This window comes from Nonomuraea sp. NPDC050691 (assembly GCF_040654455.1).
Lineage (GTDB): Bacteria > Actinomycetota > Actinomycetes > Streptosporangiales > Streptosporangiaceae > Nonomuraea.
This window is the reverse complement of the sequence record NZ_JBFAIA010000059.1, coordinates 19,233-44,574: the sequence shown is the minus strand read 5'-3', so window position 1 is coordinate 44,574 and position 25,342 is coordinate 19,233. Positions and strand designations below refer to the sequence as shown.

Here is a 25,342-nt window from a genome sequence, read left to right as displayed (position 1 = left end):
GGCCCCCGCCACGCCGAGGGCCAGGAGCTCGCGAAGCGCGCCCTTGACGTCGCCCGCGCCGCGGGCGCGCGCGACGCCGAGGTGGGCGCGCTGCTGATCCTCGCCCTGCACGCCGAGTTGCAGGGCGACACCGACCAGGCCCACGACCTCGTCACCGTGGCGTCCGCCGAGGGCACCGGCGACCTCGCCATGGACCTGCGCGCCCGCTTCCACCACGCCCGCATCCACTACGAGACGGGCTACCTCGCCTACGCGGCCACGGCCGCCGACGAGGGCATCCGGCTGGCGTCCGAGACGGGCCTCACGTGGAGCACCTACGGCACCGACCTGCGCTTCCTGCGTTTCCTCATCCACTACGTCGCGGGGGAGTGGGACCAGGCCGAGGCCGTGGCCGCCTCCTTCGGCGCGCGGGTCGGCACCGCGCCGGAGGCGACCCTGTCGTCGTTCGCCCTGTTCCTGGAGGTGGCGCGCGGGCTGCCCGCCGTGGAGAGCAGGCTCGGGTGGCTGCGGCCGTTCTGGTCCGACGGGCTGGTCGCGTACATGTCGCGCGGGCTCGCCGCCGAGCACGCGCTCTGGCAGGGCGACCCCGAGCTCGCGCTCACCCACGTACGCGCCACGCTCGGCGTGCTGCAGCCCGGCGACCCCGGCTGCCTGCGCATCGCCGCCGTCGGCCTGTGGGCGCTCGGCGACCTCGGCGTCGTGGAGGACGCCGACGAGATGGTCGAGCAGGCCCGTTTCGCGGTCACCTCCGGCCCGATCGGCCAGCGCGGCCCCATGGGCCTGGAGGGGCGCGCGTGGGCGCTGCGCGTCGAGGCCGAGTGGCACCGCGTCCACGGCCGGCTCGACCCGGAGCTGTGGCGGCGGGTGGTGGAGGCGTTCGACTACGGCTTCGTCTACGAGACGGCCCGCGCCCGCTGGCGCCTGGCCGAGGCGCTGCTCGCCGCCGGAGACCGGGAGGCCGCGCAGACCGAGTGGGCGCTGGCCCGCGAGGCCGCCACCACGCTCCGCGCCGCCCCCCTCGAACGAGCCCTGGCCGACTTCGGCAAGCGGGCCCGCTTCACCGCCGTCACCGGGCCCCGCCCGGCGGCCCCGGAGTCAACCAACGGCGGGCTGACGGCACGCGAGCTGGAAGTGCTCCACCTCGTCGCCGAGGGCCTCACGAACAGGGAGATCGCCGAACGGCTGTTCATCGCCCAGAAGACGGTGAGCGTCCACGTCTCCAACATCCTGGGCAAGCTCGACGTCTCGACCCGCACCCAGGCCGCCGCCACGGCCCGCGCCCACGGCCTGCTGACCTAGCTCCTGGCCAGAGCGGCCAGGTCGCGCACCACCTGGATCAGCTCGGCGGGATCGAACGGCTTCGTGAGGTAGGCGTCCACCCCGATGTTCATGCCGCGCCGCTTGTCGTCGTCCTGCGCCCGCGCGGTGATGAGCACCACCTTGATGTGACTCGTCGCCTCATCCGCCCGCAACCGCTCCGCCGTCACCCACCCGTCGAGATGCGGCATCATCACGTCCAGCGTGATCACGTCGGGCATGACGTCGAGCACCCGCTCCAGACAGTCCTGCCCATCGGTGGCGGTCGACACCTCGAACCCCTCCAGGCTCAGATTGACCGCGATGAGCTGACGGATGACCTCGTCATCGTCGACGACCAGCACTCTCCCAAGAACCTCACCCACGGCGGCAAAGCTACCCGTAGTGGCGCGGTCACGTGCGGTTTTCCGGCGATGTGTGATCGGAGGTTTATCGTGGTGCGGAGTGGTCCCCGAGTACTGATAGCCTTGTCACACGTTCGGCCCCCTTAGCTCAGGGGATAGAGCACCGGCCTCCGGAGCCGGGTGCGTAGGTTCGAATCCTACAGGGGGCACAAGATCTGACCGGCGGTTCCGGCCGCTGACCAGGGCGAACGACACAGGAACGGGCGGGTCTCCGATCTCACGGAGCCCCGCCCGTTCTCGTTGACGCTCGCTGGTTGTGGGCCACGACAAAGCTTCCATCCAAGCGTCGAACGGCGAGGCGGCCCCATGCCACCCGTGCTTCCTCAGATGCGATTGAGATCGGAGCAGCTGAGCAGATCAGCCGGATCAACCAGGTGCTGGTGTACGAGGTAGGCCGAGACACCGTTCGCGAGGCCCTGCCTACCTGAGGACCGAGGGAATGATCACCACGGTACGCAAGCGGGGATCAATGGTGGCCGCTGAGCCAACCCGAGAGCCGTACCGCGTCCCTCCCGGGGCCCGAGTGGTCACCGCATGCCTACCCCGGATGAGCGGCGCGATCTTGCCACTCCCGCAGAACTGCGCGAGTTCGGCGGCATGCCCGAGGGGGTACCCGTCTTTGAGATCATCCCTGGGGCACGAAAGCACCGAAAGGTGCTACGCGGCGATTATGTGGAACTCATCATCGAAGGGCCATCGTGAGCCGCGAGGCAACGAAGGGCCTCACTTCTCCGTGCTCACCGACGGCCTCCTGCCGCTCCAGTTCGAGTGGTCTACTCAGTGCAGGACTGTAACTAGAACGTTTCCCCTTCGCTACAGCGATCAAGGGGTAGCATAGCGAGTCTCACGCCTCGCTCTTGCAGCGGTGCCATACCAATACGCCCCCACTCTACCGCAGGAAATCAATGACAGTTGAGTTTCTCTCAGAAATTCGAGACAGCGACATTACCGCACTCCGCGAAAAGGTTTCCAGGCGGAGCTACGGCAAGTATCTTCATCGAATCGCTATAGAGCGATTGCGGGGCTTCGAAAACCAGGAGATATCTTTTGACTTCCCCGTGACGGCATTGGTTGGCCCCAATGGGGGCGGAAAGACGTCAATTCTAGGCGCAGCCGGACTGATCTATAGAGAGGTCGAACCGCGGCGCTTCTTCCTAAAAAGCGGCAAGTACGATACGTCAATGAAGAACTGGCGCGTCGAATACGAAGTGACCGACAAGGATCTCAATCCGCGACTGCCAGTGCGTCGCACTGCCAGCTATACTGAGTCTAAGTGGAATAGGAACGCCGAAGAGCGACGTGTCGTCATTTTCGGTGTTGACCGAACAGTTCCTGCGAGTGAGCGCAAGGCCCTTAGCAAGTTCGCGTCCGGCAAATTCGAAGCGCCATTCGAGATAGATCTACAGCAGGAGATATTGAGGGAGGTAGCTCGGATTCTAGGCAAGGAATTCACTGATTGCCGACGACTGCAGATGGACAGAGAAGGACGCGTTAGTCTCTTCGCCGCCGAAGACAGTAGCGGCCTCAAGTACTCAGAGTTCCATTTTGGAGCTGGCGAGGCCAGTGTAATACGGATCGTCTCCGAGATGGAGCAGGCGCCCGAAAACTCGCTACTACTCATCGAGGAGATTGAAAACGGCCTTCATCCTATAGCAACGCGCAAGCTCGTCGAATACCTAGTGACTATTGCGCGCCGCAAATCGGCTCAAGTCATTTTCACGACGCACTCGAACGATGCGCTTGCTCCGCTGCCATCGCAAGCAATCTGGGCTGCAGTAAACGGACGACTCCTGCAAGGGAAGCTTGACGTTAAGGCTCTCAGGACGCTCGTAGGCCAAGTCGATGCGCGTGCCGCTATCTTCGTCGAGGACTCTTTTGCTGAAAGCATGACGCGTGTCGTTATGCGATACGCTAATGATCTATCGGCGGATGGAATCGAAGTTCACGGCATGGGCGGCTGGGAGCCTGCCATATCTGTACACGTTCAGCATTCCAAGAATCCGTCTGTCGGTTTTCCTTCCATATGTATTCTCGATGGGGATCAGCACGATCGTGCGGATGCGGGCAAGGGAATCTTTGCCTTTCCTGGTGATACCGCTCCAGAAGTCCACGTTATTAGCAGGATCCTAGACGTTCTCGACGCAGAAGCCTCGCGCCTCGCCCTAAGTCTTCAGCTCCCGACCAGTATGCAGGATAGGGTTAAGCAGGTAATCCGAAAGATCAATGCAACCATCCGAGACAGACATCTTTTCTTTCAGCAGGTAGGCGACGAGCTCGACTACACTGCGGCCCAAGTTGTACAGGATGCCTTTCTGGCGATATGGGCTCAACGATTCCCCGAGGAAGTGGAATACATCGCGAGGGGCATTAGGCAGGTTCTAGAGAACCCTTCCTGGAAAAAAAGCGCAGCGCGCCGATCTAGCTGACACTCGATGGCCCGAGTAGAACTCGGGCCGTGCTCACTCGAGGAGCTGGGAAGTTTGGCTCTTGCGGCCCCGAGCACGCTCTACAGCGGGCCCCTCAAAAGTAGATTCGCCGAGTGAGGAATTGCGACGGCTCCAGATATACTCAAGCCACTCGTCTATTTCACGTTCGGAATCGCTGTCGTGTCCCAATGCGACCCTAAAAGCCTCCGCAATGGCGGTGGAATGTGTCTCTGCCACCAAAACGACCTCGCGGGCAAGAAGTTGCGTGACTCCAGCTAACGCCATGCCTCTACCTGTTTGTACTACCGCTTCCTCTCCGTCCGGGCGAGGTTGCAAGTCGATGATCAGGTCCCTCGCACCAAGCCATCGCGATCCAATCCGAACATGAGCAAATTCGCCAACTGCTCGGTTCAAGGCACTAAGCCTGCGCAAACTAGCGGCTTCTAGCCAATCTCTGGGAGTCGTCTTGGGCGATTCTTCCAAGCGCCGGCTAGCGTCTGGCTTTGTGCGCCAAGCACGTATTCGTGCGGTCTGCTCAAGTGCAATGCGCAGCAGCGCCATAGCTCTGTCATCATCTTCCAGCCAAAGCCAAAAGGCACTACGCAGCGCTGTAGCAGCTACTGAGGCAGCATCCCCCAGCGGTGTTCCCTTGGACCACACTGATATAAGACTGCACGCCTCTGTGACCGTCGTCATGCACACCGATCGATCATGGATGGGATCGAAGGTGAATGCAGAACCAAGACGCCGGCGCTCTTCCTCGAAAGCATCAAGAGCTAGCTGTGCTGATTGCGCGCGGTGTGAGACAAACATTACGTCGAGAAGCTCATCGTTGCCAAAGAGCCGTCCTATGGGGCGTTTCCCCTGCCCCACGGCTTCGTATGCCTTTGACGTCGCGATAAGTTCATCTACCAGGTCTTCTTGAAGTCCAGTACTCGGTAGGAGGGGCCAGAGCGTAGGCTCTGCAGTTGCGTGATGTCCAGCGGGGAAACGCGTCGGAAGTGATAGCACGTTTGCTGCAAATTCATGCTGACCTTGTTCGGCAAGGAGTGAAGCGACGCTGGCCTTAAGGTGACTAATGATTAAGGCGAGTGCGTCGGCAAGATATTGCTTCAACGTGGCGAGTTCTGATCCGGGGCACTCGTATGGATCTAGAAGGTCGCAAGACTCCCAATGCGCTACTTTTGTCATATCGCCACGCGCGTGTAGCAGCTCGCTCAGGGCCACATAAATAGCGTGTGCATCAATTGAACGTCTTGTTTCGCCCTCCTGCTCAGAATGGTGCCTGGTATGGGAGCCTTCTTTGGGAAGTGCTGTCGTGGTTATCAAGTATCGTGGATCGTTCTCTTGCGTCCCCAAATCGAGGCGGGTAGCGGCGCGGATCCCGCTGCCAGAAGTAGGGGAGTCCTCGATCGTCGATCCCCGGCGTTCCTTTCCCGAGACCTTGAGGTGAGCCTCTGCCGCCCAAACACGTCCGATGAAGGCGGCAGTGGATTCGCCGGGGTATTGATCGAGGCTGGCATTGAAAGCTAGGTTTCCGGTCCAGCGCTCCAATTGTGTTCTCGTCAGTAGGGCGGCCCCTACATATTGCCCAGCATAAATTAGGCGCGCGATTGAGATGATGCTACTGATACCCCACGCAAGGTGATCGGGCCAAGTGTCGCCGTATGAGATAGGAGGGCGACTCTTATCTGCCCCAAGCTTTCGTAGCCATAGATCGACTACGGGGAGAGGGGCTAGGGTAGAACGAATAAGTTCATGTCCCACATTATTCGGTCGTGCAAGCCTTTCCATGCGCAGGGTGGCGCGAGCTATCAGAATCTTCATGATGGCATCCACGCCTCTGGCGGCTGCGGCCTCGAAGGCTTCAATTGTCGGTGGAACATAGCGCCCACGCCTATTTGCTAGCGCAGCTCTCCTATGCTGGCTGCGCATGTCCACCTTGCTGCCGTTGTTCTGCTGTCTCTTGCGACGACTTGCCCGCCCCATCCTGCACCTTTTGTAAGCGGCTGACGGTCACCTAGATCTTCTCGCAGGGTGACGAGGCACGTCCACGGATTTAATGACAAGGCCGTCAGAGCTCCTCGGACACCAGTTCGTGTGGCCTGGTTACATCGGAGTCCAGTGAGTTGAAGAGCCAGGTAAGGAGCTGTCAGTAGCTTTCGCCTGGCTGGGAACTTTGCCCAATGGGCGCCCGATCAGGTTCTGTGCGGTTGGGGTTTGAGTCATTCCTGCAGTTCAGAGGCTTCGTTTGGCTGGTGCATCACATGGTCTTCTAATCCGGTGCTCACAGCTTCGAACCCATAGGCGTCGAGCTGGACTCTATAGGGATGAGTCGCTGAGACCGCGCTGCAGGCACGTGTTGTTGGTCGTGATGCCATGGGCGAGGAAGCTCTGAGCCGGCGGCGAGAAGCTGCTACGTATGTACAGCCTTGATCGTGGACCCTTTGTGGACCAGAGAAGGGGTTTCCGGGAGAGTGAGGCGTAGTCCCAGGTCATAGAGGTGGGCTATGGCAGGGCGCAACCCCCTCTGGAGCCTGGTGCATAGGTTCGAATCTTACAGGGGCGCACGATCTTGAACGGCGGTCCTGGTCGCTGACCAGGGTGAACACCGGACAAGGGGCGGGCCTCCAGTTTCAGGGGGTCTCGCCTGTTCTCGTTGACGCTCACAGATTGTGGACTACCGGCGCGAAGGTCCCACCGACGAGGCGAACGTCTGACTCCCTTGCCGAGGCAACCTGGCTGGCATATGTGTGAGACATCGCCCGCTGGAGGAAACTTTGGCACCCAACCGATGGCCGACCGGCACCTTCATGCACCGTTTGACGGACGAGCTGCGCTCGGAGCTCCTGGGGCTCGGGACCTTGCGTTCGTTCCCACCCGGGCACGCGCTGATCAGTCAGGGCGATCGCGGCACATCGGTTTGGATCCTATTGGACGCGCTGGTCAAGGTGACCGGGGGCGTTGAGAACGGTGTGGAGGCGACCCTGGCGATTCGGGTGTCGGGTGACATCGTGGGTGATATGGCCGCTATGGATGGGTCGCCGCGGTCAGCGACCGTGACCACCTGCGGGCGGGCTGTCTGTCAACAGGTCAAGGGCCCGGTGTTCCGCTCCTTCGTGGCCCGGCGCCCGGCCGCGGCGCTGGCGCTGACGCAGGTCGTGGCCGAGCGGCTGCGTTGGGCCAATCAACGGCGCCTCGACTTCGCCGGGTATGAGACGAAGGTCTGCCTGGCACGCGTGCTGATCGCGCTGATCTCGCGGCACGGCTGCGCCACGGATGACGGAGTGAGCATAGGTGTCCCGCTCACGAGAGCCGAACTGGGCATGCTGGTGGGCGCCAAGGAGATCACGACGCAGAAGGCGCTGCGCGAACTGGCCGCGGAGGGGGTCATCCGGCGAGGGCACCGCGACGTGGTAGTGAAGGACCTGACAGGACTGACTGCGCTTGCCGACCTCCCGTTCCTCGCTAAGCCATATTTCTAAGGCTTCTCCCGCCGGATGGTGCCTCACGGTAGAGGCCACCCGCTCATTGGAGATGCCATGGTCATGCACGATTACCGCGTCCTGCTCACAGCCGACATCGAGAACTACGGCGGCCGCACTGACGCCCAGCAGCGCACCCTCCAGTCCGGTCTGATCGGCGCCATCGAGACGGCGGCGGACCGCGTTCATCTAAACCGGGAGTCATGGTCGCTCCAGGTGGGAGGTGATTCGCTGACCGCCGTTTTTCCCGCCGAACCGGGCCCTCTCGTCACGATTCCCCTTCTCCTCGACCAGTTCCTGACCGAGCTGGACATGGCCATTGCAGCGCACAACAGCCGGCGCGGCGACCCCACCTGGGCGCGGATGCGCATTCGGCTGGCCATCCACGTTGGACCGCTGCAGCTGGACGGCGCGGCTGGGTGGGCCGGGCAACATGCCGTGCAGCCCGCGAGAATGCGTGATTCGGCACCGATACGGGCCGCGCTCGACACCTTCCGCGACGCCGACCTGGCGCTGATCATCTCGCGGGAGGTGTTCCGCGACTACGTGTCACAGGGACCGGGACGGCCGAGGCCGTCGGAGTTCCTGGAGGTCGCGGTAGCGGAGAAGAGACAGGAATATCCGGCCTACCTGTACGTGCCGCACTTCGACGTCCACGACATGGAAGTTCCGGAGCCCCCGCCATCCAGAAAGAACGATCCGTCACCACCGTCGCCAAGGAGCGGATCGATCACGAACAAGGCCAAGAGAGGCGACATTCTCTTCGCGCAAGGGGACATCAACGTCACTCGGGACTCGGAGCGGAGGAAGAAATGAGCGACTCCCCGCATGAGGAATCGGGCCCTGAAGTCCCGCAGCCGGAAGAACCGCTGATCGAGGACGCCTCGCCCAAGGAGGAGGACGAGACATTTCAGGAACCCGACAACCAGCCAATCCGTCAGGAAATGGCCACCTCCCGGCAGGAGTGGCAGGAACGCCGGCAGAGCTTGGACGACCTGTACGCCGACGAACTGTCCAGCCCTGGCACCCGGGACCTGAGCGGCCGCGTGAGCAACCGCGTCAAGAAGGGAAACCTCTGGTTCGCCCAGGGCGACATCCACGTAGGCCAGGGGCGGCCACAACCGACAGCGACAATCAACGAACTGACGGAAACCGAGATCGCGGACCTACGGCGAACGCTGGTACCGACCCAGTCACAAACCGAAATACGCAGACTGCTCGACAGCCAACGCCTGATCCTGCTCGGTGGAGCGGCAGAGACGGGAAAGGCGACCACGGCCCTGGCGGCGCTGCTCGACTGGGGTGGCAGGGTGAGCTGGATCATGCCGTACGGAGCGAGCACGCCGAACCCCCGCGACTGGAAACTGGAATCGGGGCACGGCTATCTGCTGGACCTGGTCGATACGCCCAATGCCGTCGACAGGGTGACCACGAGTCTCAAGCGTGCCGGTGTCAACGCGGACTACAGGATGATCGTCCTGGTGCCGGAGCACATCCAGTCCTCCATCGCGCCCGTGATCGAACACGACCCACCGTCGAACCGCCGGATCTTCACCAAGCATCTGTCCGTTCAGGCATCGGGCGCACAGCTTGCCGCAGACGATCAGCAGACTCTGGACGAGGAGCTCCGCGTCCTCTCCGCGCCCTGGCAGGTGGTCGAACTGGTCAGGCAGGTGGCCGCCACGATGGAGTCCGGCAGCCCCATCGAGACCATGCTGAACCGGCGATTCCATCGAATGCGCGCGAGGGTGGGCGAGAACCTCGAAAAGCGCAGGCCGACTCTGGGCCGGTGCTTCATGACCAGCATCGCCGTACTTCACGGTCTGCCCGAGGCGGAAATCTCCGGCGCGGCCCTGGCCCTGGCCGAACGGCTCGACGAGAAGTGGCGTCGTGATCATTCGCCGAAATCGGTCCAGCTTTGGGAGAACCTGCCGGCCTGGCTGAAGTACGTGGATGCCGAGGCCACACCCGCCGGGCCCGGCGGCGGGCGAAGCATCAGGCTGAGACGCCCCGAGCTGGCGGCCGTCATGCTGCGTGTGATCTGGGAGGACCAGCCGACCATCCGCGACTCGCTGGTCGACTGGCTGATTTGGCTCGGCAGCGAGGGATCCTGGCATACCAGGATCAAGGTCGGGCACGCGGTCGGAAAGCTCGCTACCTTCGACTTCTCCCTCGTCAACGAACGGTTCCTGGAGGTGTGGAGCCGCTCCCGCCGACCCAGGGACCATCAACTCGCCGCCCTGGCACTGGAAGCCGCCGCCGAGAACCCATCGATGACCCGCCGCGTCCATCTCCATCTCGATTCGATGATCCATGGGAACGACGCGAAGAAAGCGATCGCGATCCGCGCCTACGCCTCGTCCGTCGGCCTCTCCGCACCCGACCAAGCCCTCGCCGCGTTCAGGACCCTGGTCCTGAGCAGGGGTGTCAAGTTCCACCGCGACGTGGCCCAGTCCATCGCCTACCTCTATCGCAGGAACACCGCGCCCACCATCATGAACCATCTCGCTGACTGGGTTCGTGACGGAGGAGCGGTCGGTCGTCGCGGCGCCGCCCTCGCCTTCGGACGACTGGCCGCGCTGCCCGTTTCGAGCCCCGAGCGGCCGCATCCCAGTGACCTCGATCCCCATCCCTCCCTGGTGATGCTCTGGCGCAACGCGCTCAGTTACGAGGAAGAGGGGCGCCTTGTGGTGCCCGAGTCCTGGGACCTGCTGCTGAACGAATGGCTGCGCCATTACGGCGAGCGGCCGACCGTACGGGAGATCACGGACCAGATCTTCAGCCTGATCGATGTGCGGAACGCCGAGCGAGCACTGCTCTACCTCCGGCTCTGGCGGCACCACGGCGAGATCTCCGCCGAACTTCACCATCACCTGCGTCAACTCGTTCACAGGAGCTGATCTCATGCGCAAATGGCTGGCACCCATGCTCTACCGCGTCCAGCTGAACCAGCCCGAGGCCGAACCGCCCATCGACATCGCGCCGTTCGTGCTGTCCTCGCCCGCCAAGGGCGACGCTTACGACTTCTCCGTCACCCTGTTCCGTACCGCGACCTCGGGCGGGAAACGGACCTCAGCTCTGTTCAGTGATGAAGTGCCCGAGGCGGAGGCGGTCCTCCAGCGCGCGTGTCAGGAGGTACGTTCGACCACCCGGCGATTCGAGATCACCGCGCCGGGCGCGGCGGAGCAGGCCACGAACGAGAGACTCCAGGCGAGCTCAGGCTCGATGACAGGTGTCTACCGGTGGGCGGTCAGAGCCGAGGTCAACGTTCCCGAGGAGATACGCCAGCTCAACCGGGCTGCCCACAAAAAGCAGCATGACATCAGAGCCGACGCCGACGCCGCGCTGCTCCAAATCAAGAGCACCGACGAGGTCCGGAAGAAGTGGCAGGACTTTCTCACCACCGTGATGGGAAGCGCCCAGGTGGAGCACGCGATCAAATTGGCTGTCTCCCCGGAGCAACTACCGCAGATCATCGCGGAGCTCGTCGAGCAGCGCCAGCAGGGAGCGCAACAACTGCTCGGCACCGTCGACTCGATCATGCAGAGCTACGAGACGGTGGACATGCTCAACTTCGTCGTCAGCAACGAAACTGTACTCCGCAGGACCCTGGAACTCCTCGGCCTGCCCGTTCCGCCGCTGGAGGACGACACGCTGCTGGTAGGCCGAGCGTGAGGTGCTCGCCGGTGCGACGCCATCCAGCGACCGCGCGGTCACGGCGAAGATCCGGTGAGCACGACGTTGATGAGCGCCGCGCTCACCGTGGCCGCCATTCCACCGAGGAGCAGCCAGAACCCCCAGCGGATAAGGCGATACTTCTGCCCGACGATGTGGCTGACCCGGTACAGCTGATCAGCGACCCGCTCCAGGTCCAGTGTCGAGGACCGCATGAGAGCGTCGGCGACGGTCGCCGGGGAGTCGAGGTGAAGGATGTCGGCGTAGTACATGGCGGCGCCATGAATTTTTCGCCGATCCAACCGCGGATAGACCGCGCCGGCGAGCACCACCGCGGACACCAGAGCTGCCGCCGCCCCAACCCACCACAACCACTCGACGGCGTTCGATAACGCGAAAGGTGACCAGCTTCCCGCGAGGAGGCCGCCAGTGACGGCGCCAAGGCCGATGCCAACGATGCCGAGAAGGACCTGGGCCTTGGTGTCCGCCCTGTTGAGCTCCTCGCGGGACTCTCTGAGCAACTGCGTTCCGTAGGCGCACGCATCGTCCTCGGCTGCCTGCCTTTGGTCTGGAGTGGTTTGGGTGAGGGCGCGCAGGATCTTGTGGAACACGAGGAACCTCCTGGCCGGGGGCGATCACAACGCAGAACATTCCACGACCGCCGTGGGTTGAAGCCCGTGATGTGCTTCGCGCCCGCTGTACCTCAAGTCAACAGAAGGCTCTCTGCATGATCGTGGGCCATCCATGGCTTTGACCGAGTGATATTCGTGAATTCCCTCTGGTCAAGGGCATGTCCACGAGCAAAACCTGCAATGCTCTCCGGAGCCGGGTGCGTAGGTGCGAGTCCTACAGGGGGCACACGGAACAGTGGAACGGGGTCGTCACGGCCCCGTTCCACTGCACTCCGGCCGGTTCGCGATCTGTCATCATCAAGGCCGTTCGTCCACTCCCTCGCCGCCAGGCGCGCCGAGGACGTGAGCTCATGAGCGCGTCCTCCGGCTGTCACGGCCGCTCGGATCGCTATATACGGCGCACGACCCCAGTCTCCGTACTGCTCGTCGCGGGGATCGCGGCGGTCGTCCCGCTCCGCCACATGCGCCATCTGGCGCTCCGGCATGGTGAGGATCTGCCGGCTGCGACGCTGATCCCTTTGGCGGTGGACGGCACGATCGTGGCCGCGTCGATGCCGCTGTTCCTTGCGAGCCGGGATGGCTCACGTGGTGGGTTCTGCTGATGAGCCAGATCCGAACCTCTGCCCAGCGCGGCTCTGCCGGAATCTGCACTGCTGGCTTGGCTGTCAGGCGACGAGTTGCGGTGACCGGGTTCGGGAACCGCTGAGCAGGAGGCCGCCGGCAAGGATGACTGCCGCGGCAGTGGCGCCGTGCACGCCGAAGGCGGTCGCGGGTTCTCCGCCGGAGAGCAGCACGATGAACATGTCGCCGATCGGGGTGAGCGCCGTAGCCAGCATGACCCACCCCAGGACGCGGCGGTTGCCTGTCACCAGGACGGTGAGAATCACCAGGCCGGACGCCAGGTCCCGGGCTCCCTCTCGCCGGCAACCCCCGCGGACGGGCCTTCGCGGCCGCCCGCCGCGCGCATGCGGTTGAGCGCGGTGGCGATCTTGTCCAGGTTGTTGACGAGGTCGGCTCGGATGTCGCCGGTCTCGGTGATCTCGTGATCGGCCTGCAGCCGTGCCACCACCGTGACGGCCAAGTGATCCTTGGTCGGCCAGTGGCGGTACAGCGTGGTCTTGGCCACGCCCGCCTGCTCGGCCACCTCATCGATGGACAGGCCTGCGTAGCCGCGCTCGAAGATCAAGGCGGCGGCGATCCGCAGCACACGCTCGTCCACCTCCGTGTCACGCGGGCGTCCGCGAGGTGTCATCATGTCCTCCCATTCCGATACAGAGGTAGCGAAATAGAAGCTCCAGCCGTCCCGAGAGTTACGCAACACAAGTTTCGTATTCGGATGAGTGGCCGACTGGCGCGACCTGGACTGACTCGCGGCCACCGCCGCACGCTGGGCATCGTCAACCTGATCGCGACGTTGATGCCGCTCGGCGGCGCGTACGCGGTGTTCACCCACGGCGGCACGCTCGTGCAGGCCCTCACCATCCATGTCAGCGCTGCCGTACTCGTGGGCATTTCCGGGCCTACTCGAGCGGCAGGGCGTGCCGTCCGGCGACCCGGCGGATCTTCTCCAGCGGGTACGGCGTCTTCCTGCTCCCACTCTGCAACTCGTGGTAGAAGTCGTTCAGCACGGTGGCCAGCGGGCTGTGCCGCGACAGCAGGGCGGCGACCCCGTCGGGCACGCCGGCCGGCCGCTCTCCCGCCGCCCATTCCCGCACCAGTTCGCGCCGTCCCGGCCAGTCGGCGCCGTGGAAGGCGCCGGCCAGCCAGTTCACCAGGTACGTCAGCGTGTAGGTGCGGTCGAAGGTGAGGTGCCGGCGGTAGAAGGCCTGTTCCTCCTCTGACAGGTCGAACCGGGTCGACACGGCCTGCCCGAAGTCGGTCAGGTAAAAGCGGCGCCCGTCGGTGAGGATGTTCCCGAAATGCGCGTCGAAGTGCAGGAGGCCGCCCGCGTTCATGAAGGACACGGCCTCACGCAGCCTCTGGTCCGCCAGGGCACAGGCGCGGTCGGCGTCGCCCGCGCGCACCCGCTCGTCCAGCCACTGGTGCAGGGTGCAGGGGAAGTACTCCAGGAAGAGCGTCAGGCTCGCCGGAGCCTCTGCCAGCGCCTCGAGGCGGCGGCGCACGCCGGGTGCGCCCTCCCAGAAAGTGACCGTCCGATCGATGTCGGCCAGCACCCCGTACAGCGGGGCGGGCTCGGCGTTGGGCAGCACCCGCCAGTGATACAGCAGCGGGAAGCCGGGGAACCGGCCGGTCAGCACCCACTCGGTGGTCATCGTGTGCGCGGCCAGCTCGCGCCAGGCGCCGAAGCCGGGGGAGCCGATGCCGTACTGGCAGAAGGGCGGCAGCCCGAACAGGTCGGCCGTCGAGTGCGGATGGCGCAGTTCGAGCTCGGTGAGGGGAACGCGTTTGACGAAGACCGAGGTGCCGCCGACCTCGAGCCGCGCGGACGCCCCGCCGATGCCGGTGCCGAGGGGCACCGCCTCGCGCTCCACCAGCTTGGCCAGTTCCCGGTCGTCGTAGCGGGCCGTGATCGTGGAAACGTCACAGTGGGTGGTCAGCCGCGCGTCCATCATCGTGATCACTTTATTGGCCGATGACGGCCGCCCTTGCCTGGCGGCCACCTGGATCGGGGACGTGGTCCCCTTCGGCGGCGGGCTTCAGCGCTCCGAGCGCTGTCGTTGGACACGAAGTCTCTCCAGCGCGGCCGCAACCTCACTGACCTGCTCAGGTCTCCGGGCGCACCACTCGGAGACCTCGTTGAACCATCGATTCCAGACGGAGCCCACGGTGTCGGCGGTGATCTCTTCCTCACCACACACCAGGGCGGTGAGATCACGCACTTCAGGGTCGTACTCGTCCTCAGGAGCCCCCATGCCCAGCAGACCTTCGGGGTCGTACTGATTGATCAGTACGCGGACAGCAGCGGCTACCTGATCATCGCTCATGACTCCAGCATGCCCGGCGCAGCGAGCCGATGCGCCGTCACATCTGGGCCCTCGTTCCATGCCTGACTATGTCGCCTTCGGCCCGGAGACGAGCCGTTTCCTCAGCTCGGCGCCCATCGCGGCCGAGTCGTGGTCGGGCCCGACACCCTCGACGATGATCAACTCGCCCTCCAGGTGGCCCGCTCGCAGCGGCAGGATCGCCTGGTAAGCGGCCGACTCGTACCAGTCCCGCGCGTTCTCCACCGACGGAACTCGAGCATGACGACGCTCCCGGGCCACTGACCCTCGCGGACGTCCACCGGTCCCGCGTGGACGATGAAGCGGCCGGAGAACGGGTCCATCGTCGACTGGATCCTCTCCAGGTACTCCGCCACGTCCGGGTGCAGCTTCTCCGGGTCCCGAAGGTGAGCGATCGCATAGGCGGTCATGGTTCCTCCTTGGATTCATGAATGGGCAGGGCTGATCGGCCCGGCGATGGTGTTCAGGCTCCGGCGGGCATCTTGTCGAGGAAGCCGAGCACCTGGCTGATGCGCCCGTCGTCACCGATCACCGCGACGTCGAAGCCGATGACGATCGGCTCGCCGCCCTCAGGTCCCAGGTGCCAGGTGAACCGCGCGATGTTGTGATGGGCGTCCACGGCGCCGCCGAGGCTGAAGACCAGCCCGCCGAACCGCCCCTGGACCGCCGCGATGGTGGCGTCGAGGCCGTCCCTGCCCTGAACGGAGACCATCGGGTCGGTGTACACCGCCTCCTCGGCGAAGACCTCCGCCAGAACGGCCTGCCGCGCGGCGGCGTCGGTCTCGTTCCACGCGGCGAGGTAGCGCTGGACCAGCTGGTTCATGTCGCTCATGTCTGTCTCCTCAGTGGTCGTGCTCTCTTGTGACCACCACATGAGGAAGACGGGAACGACGGGGAATCTGACGTGCTTAAGTACTTTCGCCCACGCCTTCAGTACGCGGCCAGCCCGCACGCCGATCACCGTGCCCGTCAGACTGTCCGGCCCCCTCGCCGGTCGGCCGTCATCCGCCCGGGAAAAGGAGGCTCTGCAGCGTCGGTGGCAGTGGATACACCCGCTCGGCGGGGAATAGCCGCTGGGCTTTGGTGGCGTGCCCGGTTTGTGTCAGTGCCGCGGCCTTGCGGACCTGGGGGGTGAGGTCGGTGAGGCTGACGATCCACTCGTCGGTGAACGTGCGGATCAGGTTGCGGCCGATGCCGACCTGGATGCTGTAGTGGTTCAGTGCCGCTCCGCGCAACGAGCGTTCCGGGTCCCACTGGACATGTACGGCCGCCTGTGCCAAAACTGCCGGATCCGCGGTCGTGAGCACAGCCTGGGACAGAGCTTCCTCCCAGCCCTGCCGGGTCATCCGTACTGCGAGTACGCGCTCTTGGCCGGGTTTGCGGGCCCAGTTGCTGCGGTGCATGAGCCACGGGAATGAGGGCTTGATCCAGGTCATCCTGTGGAATGAGAACGGCGCAACGAAGCGGCCCGCTCGCAGCGCTGCGTCGGCTATGGCAGGCGCGTATGCCTGGTAGACCACGATCGTGTCAGCGTCGTAGTCTGCGCGGATCTGGTACCGGGGTGCCATGCGCCGCACCCTGCCATCCGGTGCACTCGCATCGCGAGGCATTTTCCCGCCTCCGGCCGGGACCCCGCCGCCCTGCATCCCTCCCACCAGGCTCCGGCGGCCTGACAGGCGGCGGCCCATGATCATGGTCTACGGCTGGAGCACTAAGGAGAACGCACGCTGGACACGTCCTCGCCGTCACATGTGTCACTGCGGGCCTTGATGGCGGCGAGCCGGGCAGACCACTCGCGTTCGGCGATGACGAGGCTGTCCTCCAGCGTCTTGACGAGCGACGTCCGGCTCACCGACGCCACCGTTGGCTCATGCCGGGCCTCGGTGCCCCAGGCGGGACCGCCTCCGTCGCGTACCCGACAGGCGAGGTGCACCCGGTCCCCGTCCGGGAACGCGAACGCTGTCACCTCGTCGGTGCACTCCCCCCACTCCAGGAACACACACCGTGCGAGTGCCGCCTCGGCCCCGGATGAGGTCCCGGTAGTGGCGTCGTCGTACATCCAGCTCTCGGCGATGCGGAAGGACTCAGACGGCGAGGTGAACCCCACCGGCGGCGCAGTCGGCGTGCGAAAGCGACTGAGCTCGTCCTTGAGCTTGTTGACCAGTAGTGGCGGGTAGAACGCGTTGTCCCACGTGTTCACATGGAGCCCGCCGACGAAGACATCGACGCACAGCAGCCCCGGGTCCTGTTCGACATGGAACTCCAACCCGAATCCGGTCCGCGCCCCGAACAACATGGCAACCTCCCCAGCCTGGCACGACACCCATAACCCTGCGCCACCGATCGGCCAACCGGTGACCAGGCAACTTGTGAAGAACGCGCTCCCGGTTCTCAGAAGTCCGCGCGAAACACAAGGCGCAGCTCGGTCCTGCCGGTCGAAGGGGGCGCCGCCTGCTCAGGCTCGCCGCCGGGCGCGGTAGGCGCTGGCCTTGGCGCGGTTCTGGCACGACAGGTCGCAGAAGTGGCGCGAAGTGTTGCGCGTGGTGTCGAAGAACACCAGGTCGCACGCATCGGCTCGGCATCTGCCGAGCCGGGCCGCCTGGCCGACGCCGATGACCATCACCAGGGCGGTGCCGAGGTCCGCTGCCCAGGCGTCGACGAGGGTTGCGTCGGATCGGTGGAAGGCGAGCGTGAGGGGGCCGCCCGGGGCGCCGTGGAGGTTGGGAACGGCGCCGTGCCGGGCCAGGAGGTCGTTGAGTCGCGCCGCGACGTCCGGGGGTGGTTCGCCGTTGCTGAAAGCGGGGGAGAGCTGGGCGGCGATGTCCGTAAGACGGTCGGCATCGGCGGGGGTGAGGCTGGTGGAGGAGGACTGGGAGGCGATCGCGGCGAGGCGGGCGGTGGGAGAGGGCGGGGGCGTGACGGGGCGCCCGTGCGCGGAGGTGACGGTGAGACCGTTCACCAGGACGGCGGCCAGGTCCACCGACCGGGAGACGTAACTGTCTATATCTGGTTGACCAGTGATGCGCACGGAATCTAGAGTCACTGGCTAAGTGTATATAGACAGTGAGGAAATGCATGCTCGCCAGGCACGTGTGGCATCAGCTTGAACCAGTTCATGCGACGATCTCCTTCAGTCCCGCAGCCTTCGAGCGGGCCGCCGGGCTCGGCTACGACATCGGGTCCCGCTGGCCGAGCTACCGGGCGCCACGATGACCCCGGACCGGTGGAGGGGAGAGCGGGCCGACAAGGGTGTGACACCTCACCTGGAACGGCTTGCCGGAGACCAGGCCTTCGCCCGCGCCGACGAACTGGTTGAGATCTACCGCACCGCGTTCAGCGGGCCGCCCTGGAACGAGGACGAGTGTGGAGCAGCCGACTTCGCCCGGCGCCTGACCGGCGACGTGCGCCGTCCGGGCTTCGTCGCGGTGCTGGCCACCTGGGAGGGCAGGCCGGTCGGCTTCGGTACGGTCTGGCAGACCGCGAGCCCCTTCCCCTCCGGCCGCGCCTACGACCGGGTGCGTCGCGCGCTCGGCGCGTCGGCGGAGGCACGCCTCGTCGGAGCCCTGGAGGTCGACGAGCTGGCGGTCAGCCCGCACGCTCGCGGGCAGGGGCTGGCCGGGCGCATCCTCGATCTGCTCTGCGAGGGCGCCACCCGCAGCTGGCTGCTGACCGCGCCGCAGGCAGGCGACGCGATCCGGCTGTATGAGAGAACCGGCTGGCAGCGGCTGACCGGGCCGGAGGCGGATGTCGTCGTCTTCCTGCTGGAGCGCACGTAAGCGAAATACGGCTCGTGCCGCCGGGAGACGCGAGCACCGCTCACGCCGCCCTATAAGGCCATCGGTGCCCTGGGCGGCATCGTGTCTACGCCCGGTCCTTCTGCATGTCATGGGTCTGCGGCGTGATGCCGCGTTGCTTGAGGCGGAACTTCTCGATCTTCTGGGTCGGGGTCTTGGGGAGGGCCGGGAGGAATTCCACGTAGCGGGGGACCATGTGCCTGGCGGTGGCGCGGGCGCAGTGATCGATGAGATCCCCCGCGGTGACGCTCGCGACCTTCAGGCCGAACAGCCGGGCCGCGTTGTCGGCGAACAACGCCTGGAGCGCCGGAGCGGGCAGGCCGGACTGCCGCCACTCGGCCGGCGCGCGGTGTGGATGCATGACCGGCCAGTCGCTGCCGTACAGGATCTGCTCACGCAGCACGTTCGGCATCATCGTGAACAGCGTGTTCCAGCCGGTGCCCGCTCTGGCCACGTACTTGGGGGCCAGCCCGCCGAACTCCAGGTACACCGTGGGATGGCGGCGGGGCGACCGCGCACAGTTCGGTGACCCACGGCCAACCGGCATGGCAGGCGATGAGCTTGAGTTCGGGGAAGTCGCAGGCGACCTGGTCGAGGAGTTCCGGTCGTTCGTGACGCATAGGTGACGCCGGTGTGCAGGGCGACGACCAGGCCGACCTCTTCGGCCCGCGAATACATCGGGTAGAGCGCGCGGTCGTCGATGTCCAGGCCGAAGAAGGCCGGCTGGACGGAGATGCCGAGCAAGCCGGACGCGGCCGCCGCGGCGACCTGCTTGGCCGCCCGGGTCGGCCACAGGGGCTGCAGGTCGACCGCACCGACGCCGCTGAGCCGGCCGGGGTGGTCGGCCAGCAAGGCGAGCAGCGCGTCGTTCAACGCCTGCGCGGACTCACCGCCTTCGGACTCGGCGTGGACGACGGCATGGGCGATCCCCCCATCGTCCATGATCTTCAGTAGGTCTCGCAGGGTGCCCTCATTGATCTTCCTGTCGAGATCGAGCACCCGGTCGTACTGCTCGGCCTGCCTGGCCGGGACCTGGTAGCGGGCCGGGCCCGAAGCTCCTGCGGCAGCCGTACCCGGGCATCGATGATCGTCGTCATGCGAGGGCGCCCTCGTCGGCGTGACGGTCGAGCGGCTTGGAGTCGAGCACGGCGACCCGCAGATCCGTACCGCATTCCGCCGGCGGCACCGGCGGGCAGCCGACGAGCCGGGCCGCGAGATCGGCGAACCGGTCCTGTATCTCGGTCACCGACAGGCGACCTCCGGGGCGGTACCAGTCGGAGACTCCGTTGCACATCTCCAGCAGCGCCATCCGGGTGGTCGACAGATCATCGATCTGGAACTGGCCCGTCCGCTTCCCGCGTTCCAGCACCTGCTGGAACATCGACTCGTAGTCGTCACGTCGCCGTCCTCGATCAGGGCCGGCTGGTCGCCGAGGGTACCGCCGCTGAGCTCAAGCGCCGGGTGCCCGGCGGCCATGTCCGGCTGCGGTTCGCCCACCGGCACGAACTCGACGTCGCGGCACAGGTCCTGCAATCCGGCACACGTTGCGAAATCCGCTGACCCTGCTCAACGCCATCATCATGCCGATCTTCCTGATGTTCCTCATGGTGTACGTGCTCGGTGGCGGATTCAGCGTCGGCACCGACTACGTCGACTACGCGACGCCAGGTCTGATCATCATGACCATCGGTTACGGGATCGGCCCCACCGCGACCGGGGTGAATTCCGATATGACGACCGGATTCATCAACCGGCTTCGCGTCATGGACGTGTCACGGGGCGCGGTGTTGACCGCGCATGTGATCGCGACCATGCTGCGGACCCTGGTGGCCATCACGCTCGTCATCGGGGTCGCGTTCCTGACGGGGTTCAGCCCGTCGGCGACTTTCCCGGAGTGGCTCGACGCGATCGGCATCGTCGTGCTGGCGGTGCCGGCGATCAGCTGGCTGACCATCGCCGCCGGTCTCGCGGCGAAGTCACCGGAGACCGCGGGCATCCTCGGCGTTCCGCTGATGCTGCTTCCCTTCTTGAGCAGCGCGTTCGTGCCGGCCGACAAGATGGGGCCGGGCGTGCGGGAATTCGCGGAGTACCAGCCGTTCACCCCGATCATCGAAACCCTGCGCGGGTTCTTGACCGGCACGCCGTCGACGGGCACGGCCATCACGGCGGCCGCCTGGTGTGCGGGACTCACGCTGATCGGCTACCTGTGGGCGCGTGCGTCGTTCACGAAGCGAGCGTGATCTCGGCCAGCTCCCGCCAGTCCCGCCGCTGCCCGTCGCGGGTCGCCTCGGCGAACACAGGTTCGCCGAGGCGATTCCGCGTCTCCGCGATGATCCTGGAAACGTCCGGCTGCGAACGGTCCGGCGTGCCGCGCACGCTGTCGCTCGCCGCGAGCAGTCGTACGGCCTGCTCGTCCTGTCCCTGGCGCAGCGCGAGATCCGCGAGCCCGATCAGCACGTTGGCGATCGTCGGGGGATGCGTGTGCTCCACGGCCGTGGCCGCGCGGAACGCCTCGGCCCGATACGCGCGGGCCTTCTCGAGATCCTCGCTGAGGTAGCCGTACAGGTCCATGGTCTGGGCACGGACGGAGTCGGCCATGTCCGTGTCGCCCAGCACCGCCCGCACCCTGGCCAGGTGCTCGTGCGCCTGGTCCGGCTCGCCGCGCAGGCGCGCCAGCTGCGCCTTCGAAAGCGCCAGCTCGACGAGAGCGTCCGGCCAGACGATCCGGTCAGCGATCCGCTGCGCTTCCGCCACGGCGGACACGCTGGATGGCTCATCGCCGAGCAGCCAGTACAGCTGAGCCAGCCGCGCCCGCATGCCGACCACGTCCTCGATCGCGCCCACCTCGGTCAGCGCCGTGGCCGCCTCTTCGTAGTGCTCGCACGCGCGTGCGAACTCGCCGCGCATGGCGAGCCGATCGGCCAGGAACGTCAGTGCCAACGAGATCCCCATCCGGTCACCCAGCGTGCGGAACTCGGCGAGGGCGATCTTGGCGTCGACGTCCACGTCGGTCTCGTCACCGCCGAGAATGAACCGGAATCGGCCACGAGTGAGCCTGGCCTGCGCGCGCACCCACGGATCGTCGTCGGCGATGAGCGGCTCGAGCGCGGGCAGGAACTCCGTCGGGCCCCGCAGCGTCGCTTCCAGCAGCCCGGCGAACCCGAGCAGCGGGTGGCGGGACCCGCTGCGCCGGGCGAGCCGGTGCGCCTCCTGGATCCACTCCCGCGCCTGATACTGATCGCCGCTGACCCCCGCGGTCACGAACAACGTCACCATGAGGTACGCCAACGCCCGCACCTCGTCGGGCACCTCACCGGGCACCTCACCGGGCAGCGAGGCGGCCGCGACGCACAACTCGGTGCCCTCGGCCCTGTGCCCGCTGAGGTACCAGTACCAGCCGGCGGCCGCGGCCAGCCGCATCGCCTCCTCAGCCCATCCCTCGGCGATCGCCCCGCGCAGGGCCGCCCCGATGTTGTCGTGCTCGGCCTCGAGCGTGGACAGCCACTCCACCTGCTCGGCCCGGCGCAGGTGCGGGTCGGCCGTCTCGGCCAGCTCGGTGAAGTACGCGAGGTGCGCCCTGCGCGCGGGCTCGGACTCCCCGGCTTCGGCGAGCCGGTGCGCCGCGTACTCCCTGATGGTGTTGAGCATCCGGTAGCGCGGCATGTCCTCGCCGTCGGCGAGCAGCAGGGACTTCTCCATCAACGTGGTCAGCACGTCGAACACCGGCTCTCCGGCGACCTCGTCCCCGCACACCCGCTCGGCCGCCTCCAGGCTCACCCCGCCGGAGAACACCGAGAGCCGCCGCAGCACGCCGCGTTCGGCCTCGGTCAGCAGATCCCAGCTCCAGTCCACGACGGCGCGCAGCGTCTTGTGCCGGGGGAGCACCGTACGGCTGCCGCTGGTCAACAGACGGAACCGGTCATCGAGCCGGCGTGCCAGCTGATCGACGGACATGGTGCGCAGCCGTGCCGCGGCCAGTTCGATCGCCAGCGGCATCCCGTCGAGCGCCCGGCAGATCCGTACCATGGCCGACATGGTGTGCGCGTCGGAGCCGATGTCCTTGCGCACCAGATTCGCGCGGTCCCGCAGCAGCCGCACCGCGGGCGAGGACCCGGCCTCGGCGGGGTCCGCGTCCTTCGCGGGCAGCGCGAGCGGCTCGACCTGCCACAGCACCTCCCCGGTGATACCGAGCGGCTCCCTGCTCGTGGCCAGGATCCGCAGCCTCCGGCACTCGCCCAGAAGCCGATCGGCGAAAGCCGCGGCCGCCTCGATCATGTGCTCGCAGTTGTCGAGGACCAGCAGGATCGCGCGCTCCCGGACCGCCGCGATGAGCCGATCCATCGGGTCCCCGTCCCGCGCACCACCGAGCAACGCCTGGTCACGCAGGCCGATCGCGGTGAGGGCGGCCTGCGCCAGCTCACCGCCCGCCCGCACCGAGGCCAGTTCGACCAGCCACGCCCCGTCCGGCACCTCGGCGAGCATCGTCCGCGCGGTCTCGCCGGCCAACCTGGTCTTGCCGGAGCCGCCCGCCCCCGTCAGCGTGATCAGGCGGTGCTTGACGGCCAGGCCGGCGACCGCGGAGATGTCGTCGTCCTTGCCGACGAAACTCGTCAGCTCGGCGCGCAGGTTCGTCCTGCGGTTCTCCGCCCGCTCGCCCAGCTCGCCACGGAGCAACGCGGTGTGCAGCGCGGAGAGCTCGGCCGACGGATCGGCGCCCAGCTCCTCGGCGAGCCGCTCGCGGGTCCGCTGGTACACGGTCAACGCCTCATTGCCGCGCCCCGCCTCGGCGAGCGCCCGCATCAGGGCCGCCACGAACCCCTCCCGCAGCGGATACGTGGCGACCAGCTCGGTCAGCTCGGAGACCAACTCCGAGCCGCGGCCGAGACGAATGTCCGCATCCACCCGGTCCCCGAGCGCGGCGACGTGGAGGTCGTCCAGACGCGTGACCACGGCGTCGAACGCGTCGCTGTCCTGCAGGGCGATGTCCGCCATGGCCGGACCGCGCCACAACGTCAGGGCCGAGCGCAGCAGATCCGCCCGCGCCGCGGGCTCGGCGGCGCGGGCCTGACCGACGAGCTGTTCGAACCGGCACACGTCCACGGCGTCAGCGGTCAAGGCCAGCCGGTACCCGCCGGAGACCGCCTCGATCACACCGTCCGGCAACACCTTGCGCAGCCGGGACACCAACGCCTGCAAGGCGTTCACCTCGTCCGCGGGCGGCCGAGGCCCCCAGATCCAGTCCACCAGCCTCGCCCGCGAGACGATCCGGCCAGGTTCGAGGGCGAGCGCGGCCAGCAGTGCGCGCAGCCGAATCCCCGGAACCTCGACCACGGCCCCATCGTGGTTCCGGACCACGAACGGTCCGAGCAGTTCGACTCGCATGCCAGTGATTGTGCCGGACCGTGGCGAGGTCCGGCCAACCGCTACCGCGCACACCCCGAGCTTGCCGGCGCTGGTGGGTCTTCCCGCGGCGAGTGCCTCGCCGAGTGCCGCTCGCCGTCACGCGTCCCAGGTGACCGGGAGGCTCTTCACCCCGTAGGTGTCGGCGGTCTCCGGGCGCAGGGCAACCTCTTCAGCGGGTACGGCCAGGCGCAGCGTGGGGAAGCGGTTGATCAGCGCGGGGAACGCGACCCGCATCTCGACGCGGGCGAGTTGCTGACCCAGGCACTGGTGGATGCCGTGGCTGAAGGCCAGGTGGCCGCCGTCCCGCCGGGAGAGGTCGAGTGTGTGGGGGGCGGGGAAGCGTTCGGGGTCGCGGTTGGCGGTGTTGAGGGACAGGATGACCGTCGTACCGGCTGTGATGGTGTGGCCGCCCAGCTCGACGTCCTCCAGCGCGACCCGGTGGAACTGCTTGGCGACGCTCAGGTACCGCAGCAGCTCTTCCACGGCCTGGTCGGTGAGGGCGGGCTCGGCGCGCAGCGCGGCGAGCTGGTCCGGGTTCCGCAGGAGGGCGAAGGTGCCCAGGGCGAGCATGTTGGCTGTGGTGTCGAACCCGGCCGACAGCAGGATCAGGGCCATCCCCTGCAGTTCCTCGTCGGTCAGGTCGCTGAGCACGTCGTCGGTGGGGTGATGGCGGGGATGGGCTTGGCGAACGCCGTCACCAGGTCCGCCGACGGTCCGGCCTTCTCCATCGCGTCCAGGTGCTCGGCGGCGATCTGCTCGACCCGCTCGGTGAGCAGCCGCATCCGGCGGACGGTGAACTTGCCCACCAGCGGTTTGCGGTAGCGGCTGTGCTGCGGCTCGTCCATGAGCAGGAACTCGCCGGGCGGCGCAGGGGGCACCTCGATGTCGCCGTAGTCGACCAGCGGGTGGTGGCGCATGAGCTCCCTGCGCGAGCTGAACCGAGGATCGGCCAGCACCGATCGGACCAGGTCGTAGCCGGTGATCAGCCAGCCCTGGTGCTCGCTGGGGAAGGGGAAGCGGCTGATCGGGCTCTGCTCGCGGGCCTCGATCAGCTCCTTGGGCGGGTCGAAGGGACAGCCGGACTGACGCGCCGTCGGCATCGTCGTGACGGTGTGCTCCATGGTCATTCCTCTCGTCGGCTGTCTTTGCGCGCCTTCCGCAGCCCCGCGGTCGTCAGGGCTGAACCGTTCATGGCGTCCACCACGATCGCCGGCCGCCCTGACACCGGACCGTCGCCGTGCTG

General features: G+C 66.4%; 22 protein-coding genes, 1 tRNA gene and 4 pseudogenes. 11 read left to right on the top strand and 16 right to left on the bottom strand.

What is annotated here, in order from left to right:
• A partial coding sequence (locus tag AB0H81_RS22045) for a response regulator transcription factor (RefSeq protein ID WP_358377429.1) occupies positions 1-1,299 on the top strand: 1,299 nt, incomplete at its 5' end.
• Here AB0H81_RS22045 and AB0H81_RS22040 read toward each other — a convergent pair.
• On the bottom strand, positions 1,296-1,682 hold the full coding sequence (locus AB0H81_RS22040) for a response regulator (RefSeq protein WP_358377426.1): 387 nt from the start codon (positions 1,680-1,682) through the stop codon (positions 1,296-1,298). The two genes, AB0H81_RS22045 and AB0H81_RS22040, sit on opposite strands and share 4 nt — an antisense overlap.
• A 116-nt stretch (positions 1,683-1,798) precedes the next feature.
• Here AB0H81_RS22040 and AB0H81_RS22035 point away from each other — a divergent pair.
• Both AB0H81_RS22035 and AB0H81_RS22030 read left to right on the top strand, forming a co-directional pair.
• Positions 1,799-1,870 (top strand) — tRNA-Arg (locus AB0H81_RS22035).
• A 756-nt stretch (positions 1,871-2,626) separates the two neighbouring features.
• Positions 2,627-4,147, top strand: coding sequence for an AAA family ATPase (locus AB0H81_RS22030; RefSeq protein ID WP_358377423.1), 1,521 nt, complete (start codon positions 2,627-2,629; stop codon positions 4,145-4,147).
• A gap of 33 nt (positions 4,148-4,180) precedes the next feature.
• Here the strand turns inward: AB0H81_RS22030 and AB0H81_RS22025 are convergent, their stop codons facing one another.
• Positions 4,181-5,701 (bottom strand): hypothetical protein, encoded by a 1,521-nt coding sequence (locus AB0H81_RS22025; RefSeq protein WP_358377420.1) that lies wholly within the window; start codon positions 5,699-5,701, stop codon positions 4,181-4,183.
• Between the two features lie 1,259 nt (positions 5,702-6,960).
• Here AB0H81_RS22025 and AB0H81_RS22020 point away from each other — a divergent pair.
• Genes AB0H81_RS22020 through AB0H81_RS22005 form a run of 4 tightly spaced genes read left to right on the top strand, consistent with a single transcriptional unit; the run spans position 6,961 to position 11,307 of the window.
• Positions 6,961-7,632: a Crp/Fnr family transcriptional regulator gene (locus AB0H81_RS22020; protein ID WP_358377435.1), complete on the top strand. Its 672-nt coding sequence runs from the start codon at positions 6,961-6,963 to the stop codon at positions 7,630-7,632.
• Positions 7,633-7,689: 57 nt separating this feature from the next.
• Positions 7,690-8,448 (top strand): hypothetical protein, encoded by a 759-nt coding sequence (locus AB0H81_RS22015; protein WP_358377418.1) that lies wholly within the window; start codon positions 7,690-7,692, stop codon positions 8,446-8,448.
• Entirely contained in the window at positions 8,445-10,532 is a 2,088-nt protein-coding gene (locus tag AB0H81_RS22010) for a hypothetical protein (RefSeq protein ID WP_358377415.1), read from the top strand. The genes AB0H81_RS22015 and AB0H81_RS22010 overlap by 4 nt, the downstream gene beginning before the upstream one ends.
• Positions 10,533-10,536: 4 nt before the next feature.
• Positions 10,537-11,307: a hypothetical protein gene (locus tag AB0H81_RS22005; protein ID WP_358377412.1), complete on the top strand. Its 771-nt coding sequence runs from the start codon at positions 10,537-10,539 to the stop codon at positions 11,305-11,307.
• Positions 11,308-11,345: 38 nt separating this feature from the next.
• On the opposite strand, the gene AB0H81_RS22000 is transcribed toward AB0H81_RS22005, so the two are convergent.
• Complete coding sequence (locus AB0H81_RS22000) at positions 11,346-11,918, bottom strand: Pycsar system effector family protein (protein WP_358377409.1); 573 nt, start codon at positions 11,916-11,918, stop codon at positions 11,346-11,348.
• A gap of 371 nt (positions 11,919-12,289) precedes the next feature.
• On the opposite strand from AB0H81_RS22000, the gene AB0H81_RS21995 reads away from it, so the two are divergent.
• On the top strand, positions 12,290-12,541 hold the full coding sequence (locus tag AB0H81_RS21995; RefSeq protein ID WP_358377407.1) for a DUF2637 domain-containing protein: 252 nt from the start codon (positions 12,290-12,292) through the stop codon (positions 12,539-12,541).
• A gap of 63 nt (positions 12,542-12,604) precedes the next feature.
• On the opposite strand, the gene AB0H81_RS21990 is transcribed toward AB0H81_RS21995, so the two are convergent.
• The 9 genes and pseudogenes from AB0H81_RS21990 to AB0H81_RS21950 form a co-directional block, all read right to left on the bottom strand.
• Positions 12,605-12,826, bottom strand: coding sequence for a DUF4267 domain-containing protein (locus AB0H81_RS21990; RefSeq protein ID WP_358377405.1), 222 nt, complete (start codon positions 12,824-12,826; stop codon positions 12,605-12,607).
• Positions 12,823-13,425, bottom strand: coding sequence for a helix-turn-helix domain-containing protein (locus AB0H81_RS21985; RefSeq protein WP_358377402.1), 603 nt, complete (start codon positions 13,423-13,425; stop codon positions 12,823-12,825). The genes AB0H81_RS21990 and AB0H81_RS21985 overlap by 4 nt, the downstream gene beginning before the upstream one ends.
• A 34-nt stretch (positions 13,426-13,459) precedes the next feature.
• Entirely contained in the window at positions 13,460-14,512 is a 1,053-nt protein-coding gene (locus AB0H81_RS21980; RefSeq protein ID WP_358377399.1) for a protein kinase family protein, read from the bottom strand.
• Positions 14,513-14,596: 84 nt separating this feature from the next.
• Positions 14,597-14,884: a hypothetical protein gene (locus tag AB0H81_RS21975; protein WP_358377396.1), complete on the bottom strand. Its 288-nt coding sequence runs from the start codon at positions 14,882-14,884 to the stop codon at positions 14,597-14,599.
• A gap of 66 nt (positions 14,885-14,950) precedes the next feature.
• Positions 14,951-15,312: pseudogene (locus AB0H81_RS21970) on the bottom strand (DUF1330 domain-containing protein).
• A gap of 53 nt (positions 15,313-15,365) precedes the next feature.
• Positions 15,366-15,734: a nuclear transport factor 2 family protein gene (locus tag AB0H81_RS21965; RefSeq protein ID WP_358377393.1), complete on the bottom strand. Its 369-nt coding sequence runs from the start codon at positions 15,732-15,734 to the stop codon at positions 15,366-15,368.
• Between the two features lie 169 nt (positions 15,735-15,903).
• On the bottom strand, positions 15,904-16,470 hold the full coding sequence (locus AB0H81_RS21960; protein ID WP_358377391.1) for a DUF4291 domain-containing protein: 567 nt from the start codon (positions 16,468-16,470) through the stop codon (positions 15,904-15,906).
• Between the two features lie 143 nt (positions 16,471-16,613).
• On the bottom strand, positions 16,614-17,198 hold the full coding sequence (locus tag AB0H81_RS21955; RefSeq protein WP_358377388.1) for a hypothetical protein: 585 nt from the start codon (positions 17,196-17,198) through the stop codon (positions 16,614-16,616).
• Positions 17,199-17,357: 159 nt separating this feature from the next.
• A complete protein-coding gene (locus AB0H81_RS21950; RefSeq protein WP_358377386.1) occupies positions 17,358-17,945 on the bottom strand; it encodes a CGNR zinc finger domain-containing protein in 588 nt (195 codons plus the stop codon).
• Positions 17,946-18,111: 166 nt separating this feature from the next.
• Between AB0H81_RS21950 and AB0H81_RS21945 the strand changes: the two genes are divergently transcribed.
• Positions 18,112-18,678 (top strand): GNAT family N-acetyltransferase, encoded by a 567-nt coding sequence (locus AB0H81_RS21945; RefSeq protein ID WP_358377383.1) that lies wholly within the window; start codon positions 18,112-18,114, stop codon positions 18,676-18,678.
• A gap of 85 nt (positions 18,679-18,763) precedes the next feature.
• Here AB0H81_RS21945 and AB0H81_RS21940 read toward each other — a convergent pair.
• Positions 18,764-19,638 (bottom strand): annotated as a pseudogene (locus tag AB0H81_RS21940) (amidohydrolase family protein).
• A gap of 151 nt (positions 19,639-19,789) precedes the next feature.
• Positions 19,790-20,077, bottom strand: a complete 288-nt coding sequence (locus AB0H81_RS21935; protein ID WP_358377380.1) for a hypothetical protein — start codon at positions 20,075-20,077, stop codon at positions 19,790-19,792.
• A 17-nt stretch (positions 20,078-20,094) separates the two neighbouring features.
• Between AB0H81_RS21935 and AB0H81_RS21930 the strand changes: the two are divergent.
• Together AB0H81_RS21930 and AB0H81_RS21925 are read left to right on the top strand one after the other, a co-directional pair.
• Positions 20,095-20,190: pseudogene (locus AB0H81_RS21930) on the top strand (ABC transporter); the annotation flags it as partial.
• A gap of 50 nt (positions 20,191-20,240) precedes the next feature.
• Positions 20,241-20,936: an ABC transporter permease gene (locus AB0H81_RS21925; protein WP_358377377.1), complete on the top strand. Its 696-nt coding sequence runs from the start codon at positions 20,241-20,243 to the stop codon at positions 20,934-20,936.
• On the opposite strand, the gene AB0H81_RS21920 is transcribed toward AB0H81_RS21925, so the two are convergent.
• Both AB0H81_RS21920 and AB0H81_RS21915 read right to left on the bottom strand, forming a co-directional pair.
• On the bottom strand, positions 20,920-24,078 hold the full coding sequence (locus AB0H81_RS21920) for a BTAD domain-containing putative transcriptional regulator (RefSeq protein ID WP_358377375.1): 3,159 nt from the start codon (positions 24,076-24,078) through the stop codon (positions 20,920-20,922). The two genes, AB0H81_RS21925 and AB0H81_RS21920, sit on opposite strands and share 17 nt — an antisense overlap.
• A 117-nt stretch (positions 24,079-24,195) precedes the next feature.
• A pseudogene (locus AB0H81_RS21915) lies at positions 24,196-25,226 on the bottom strand (cytochrome P450).
• Between the last annotated feature and the right edge of the window lie 116 nt (positions 25,227-25,342).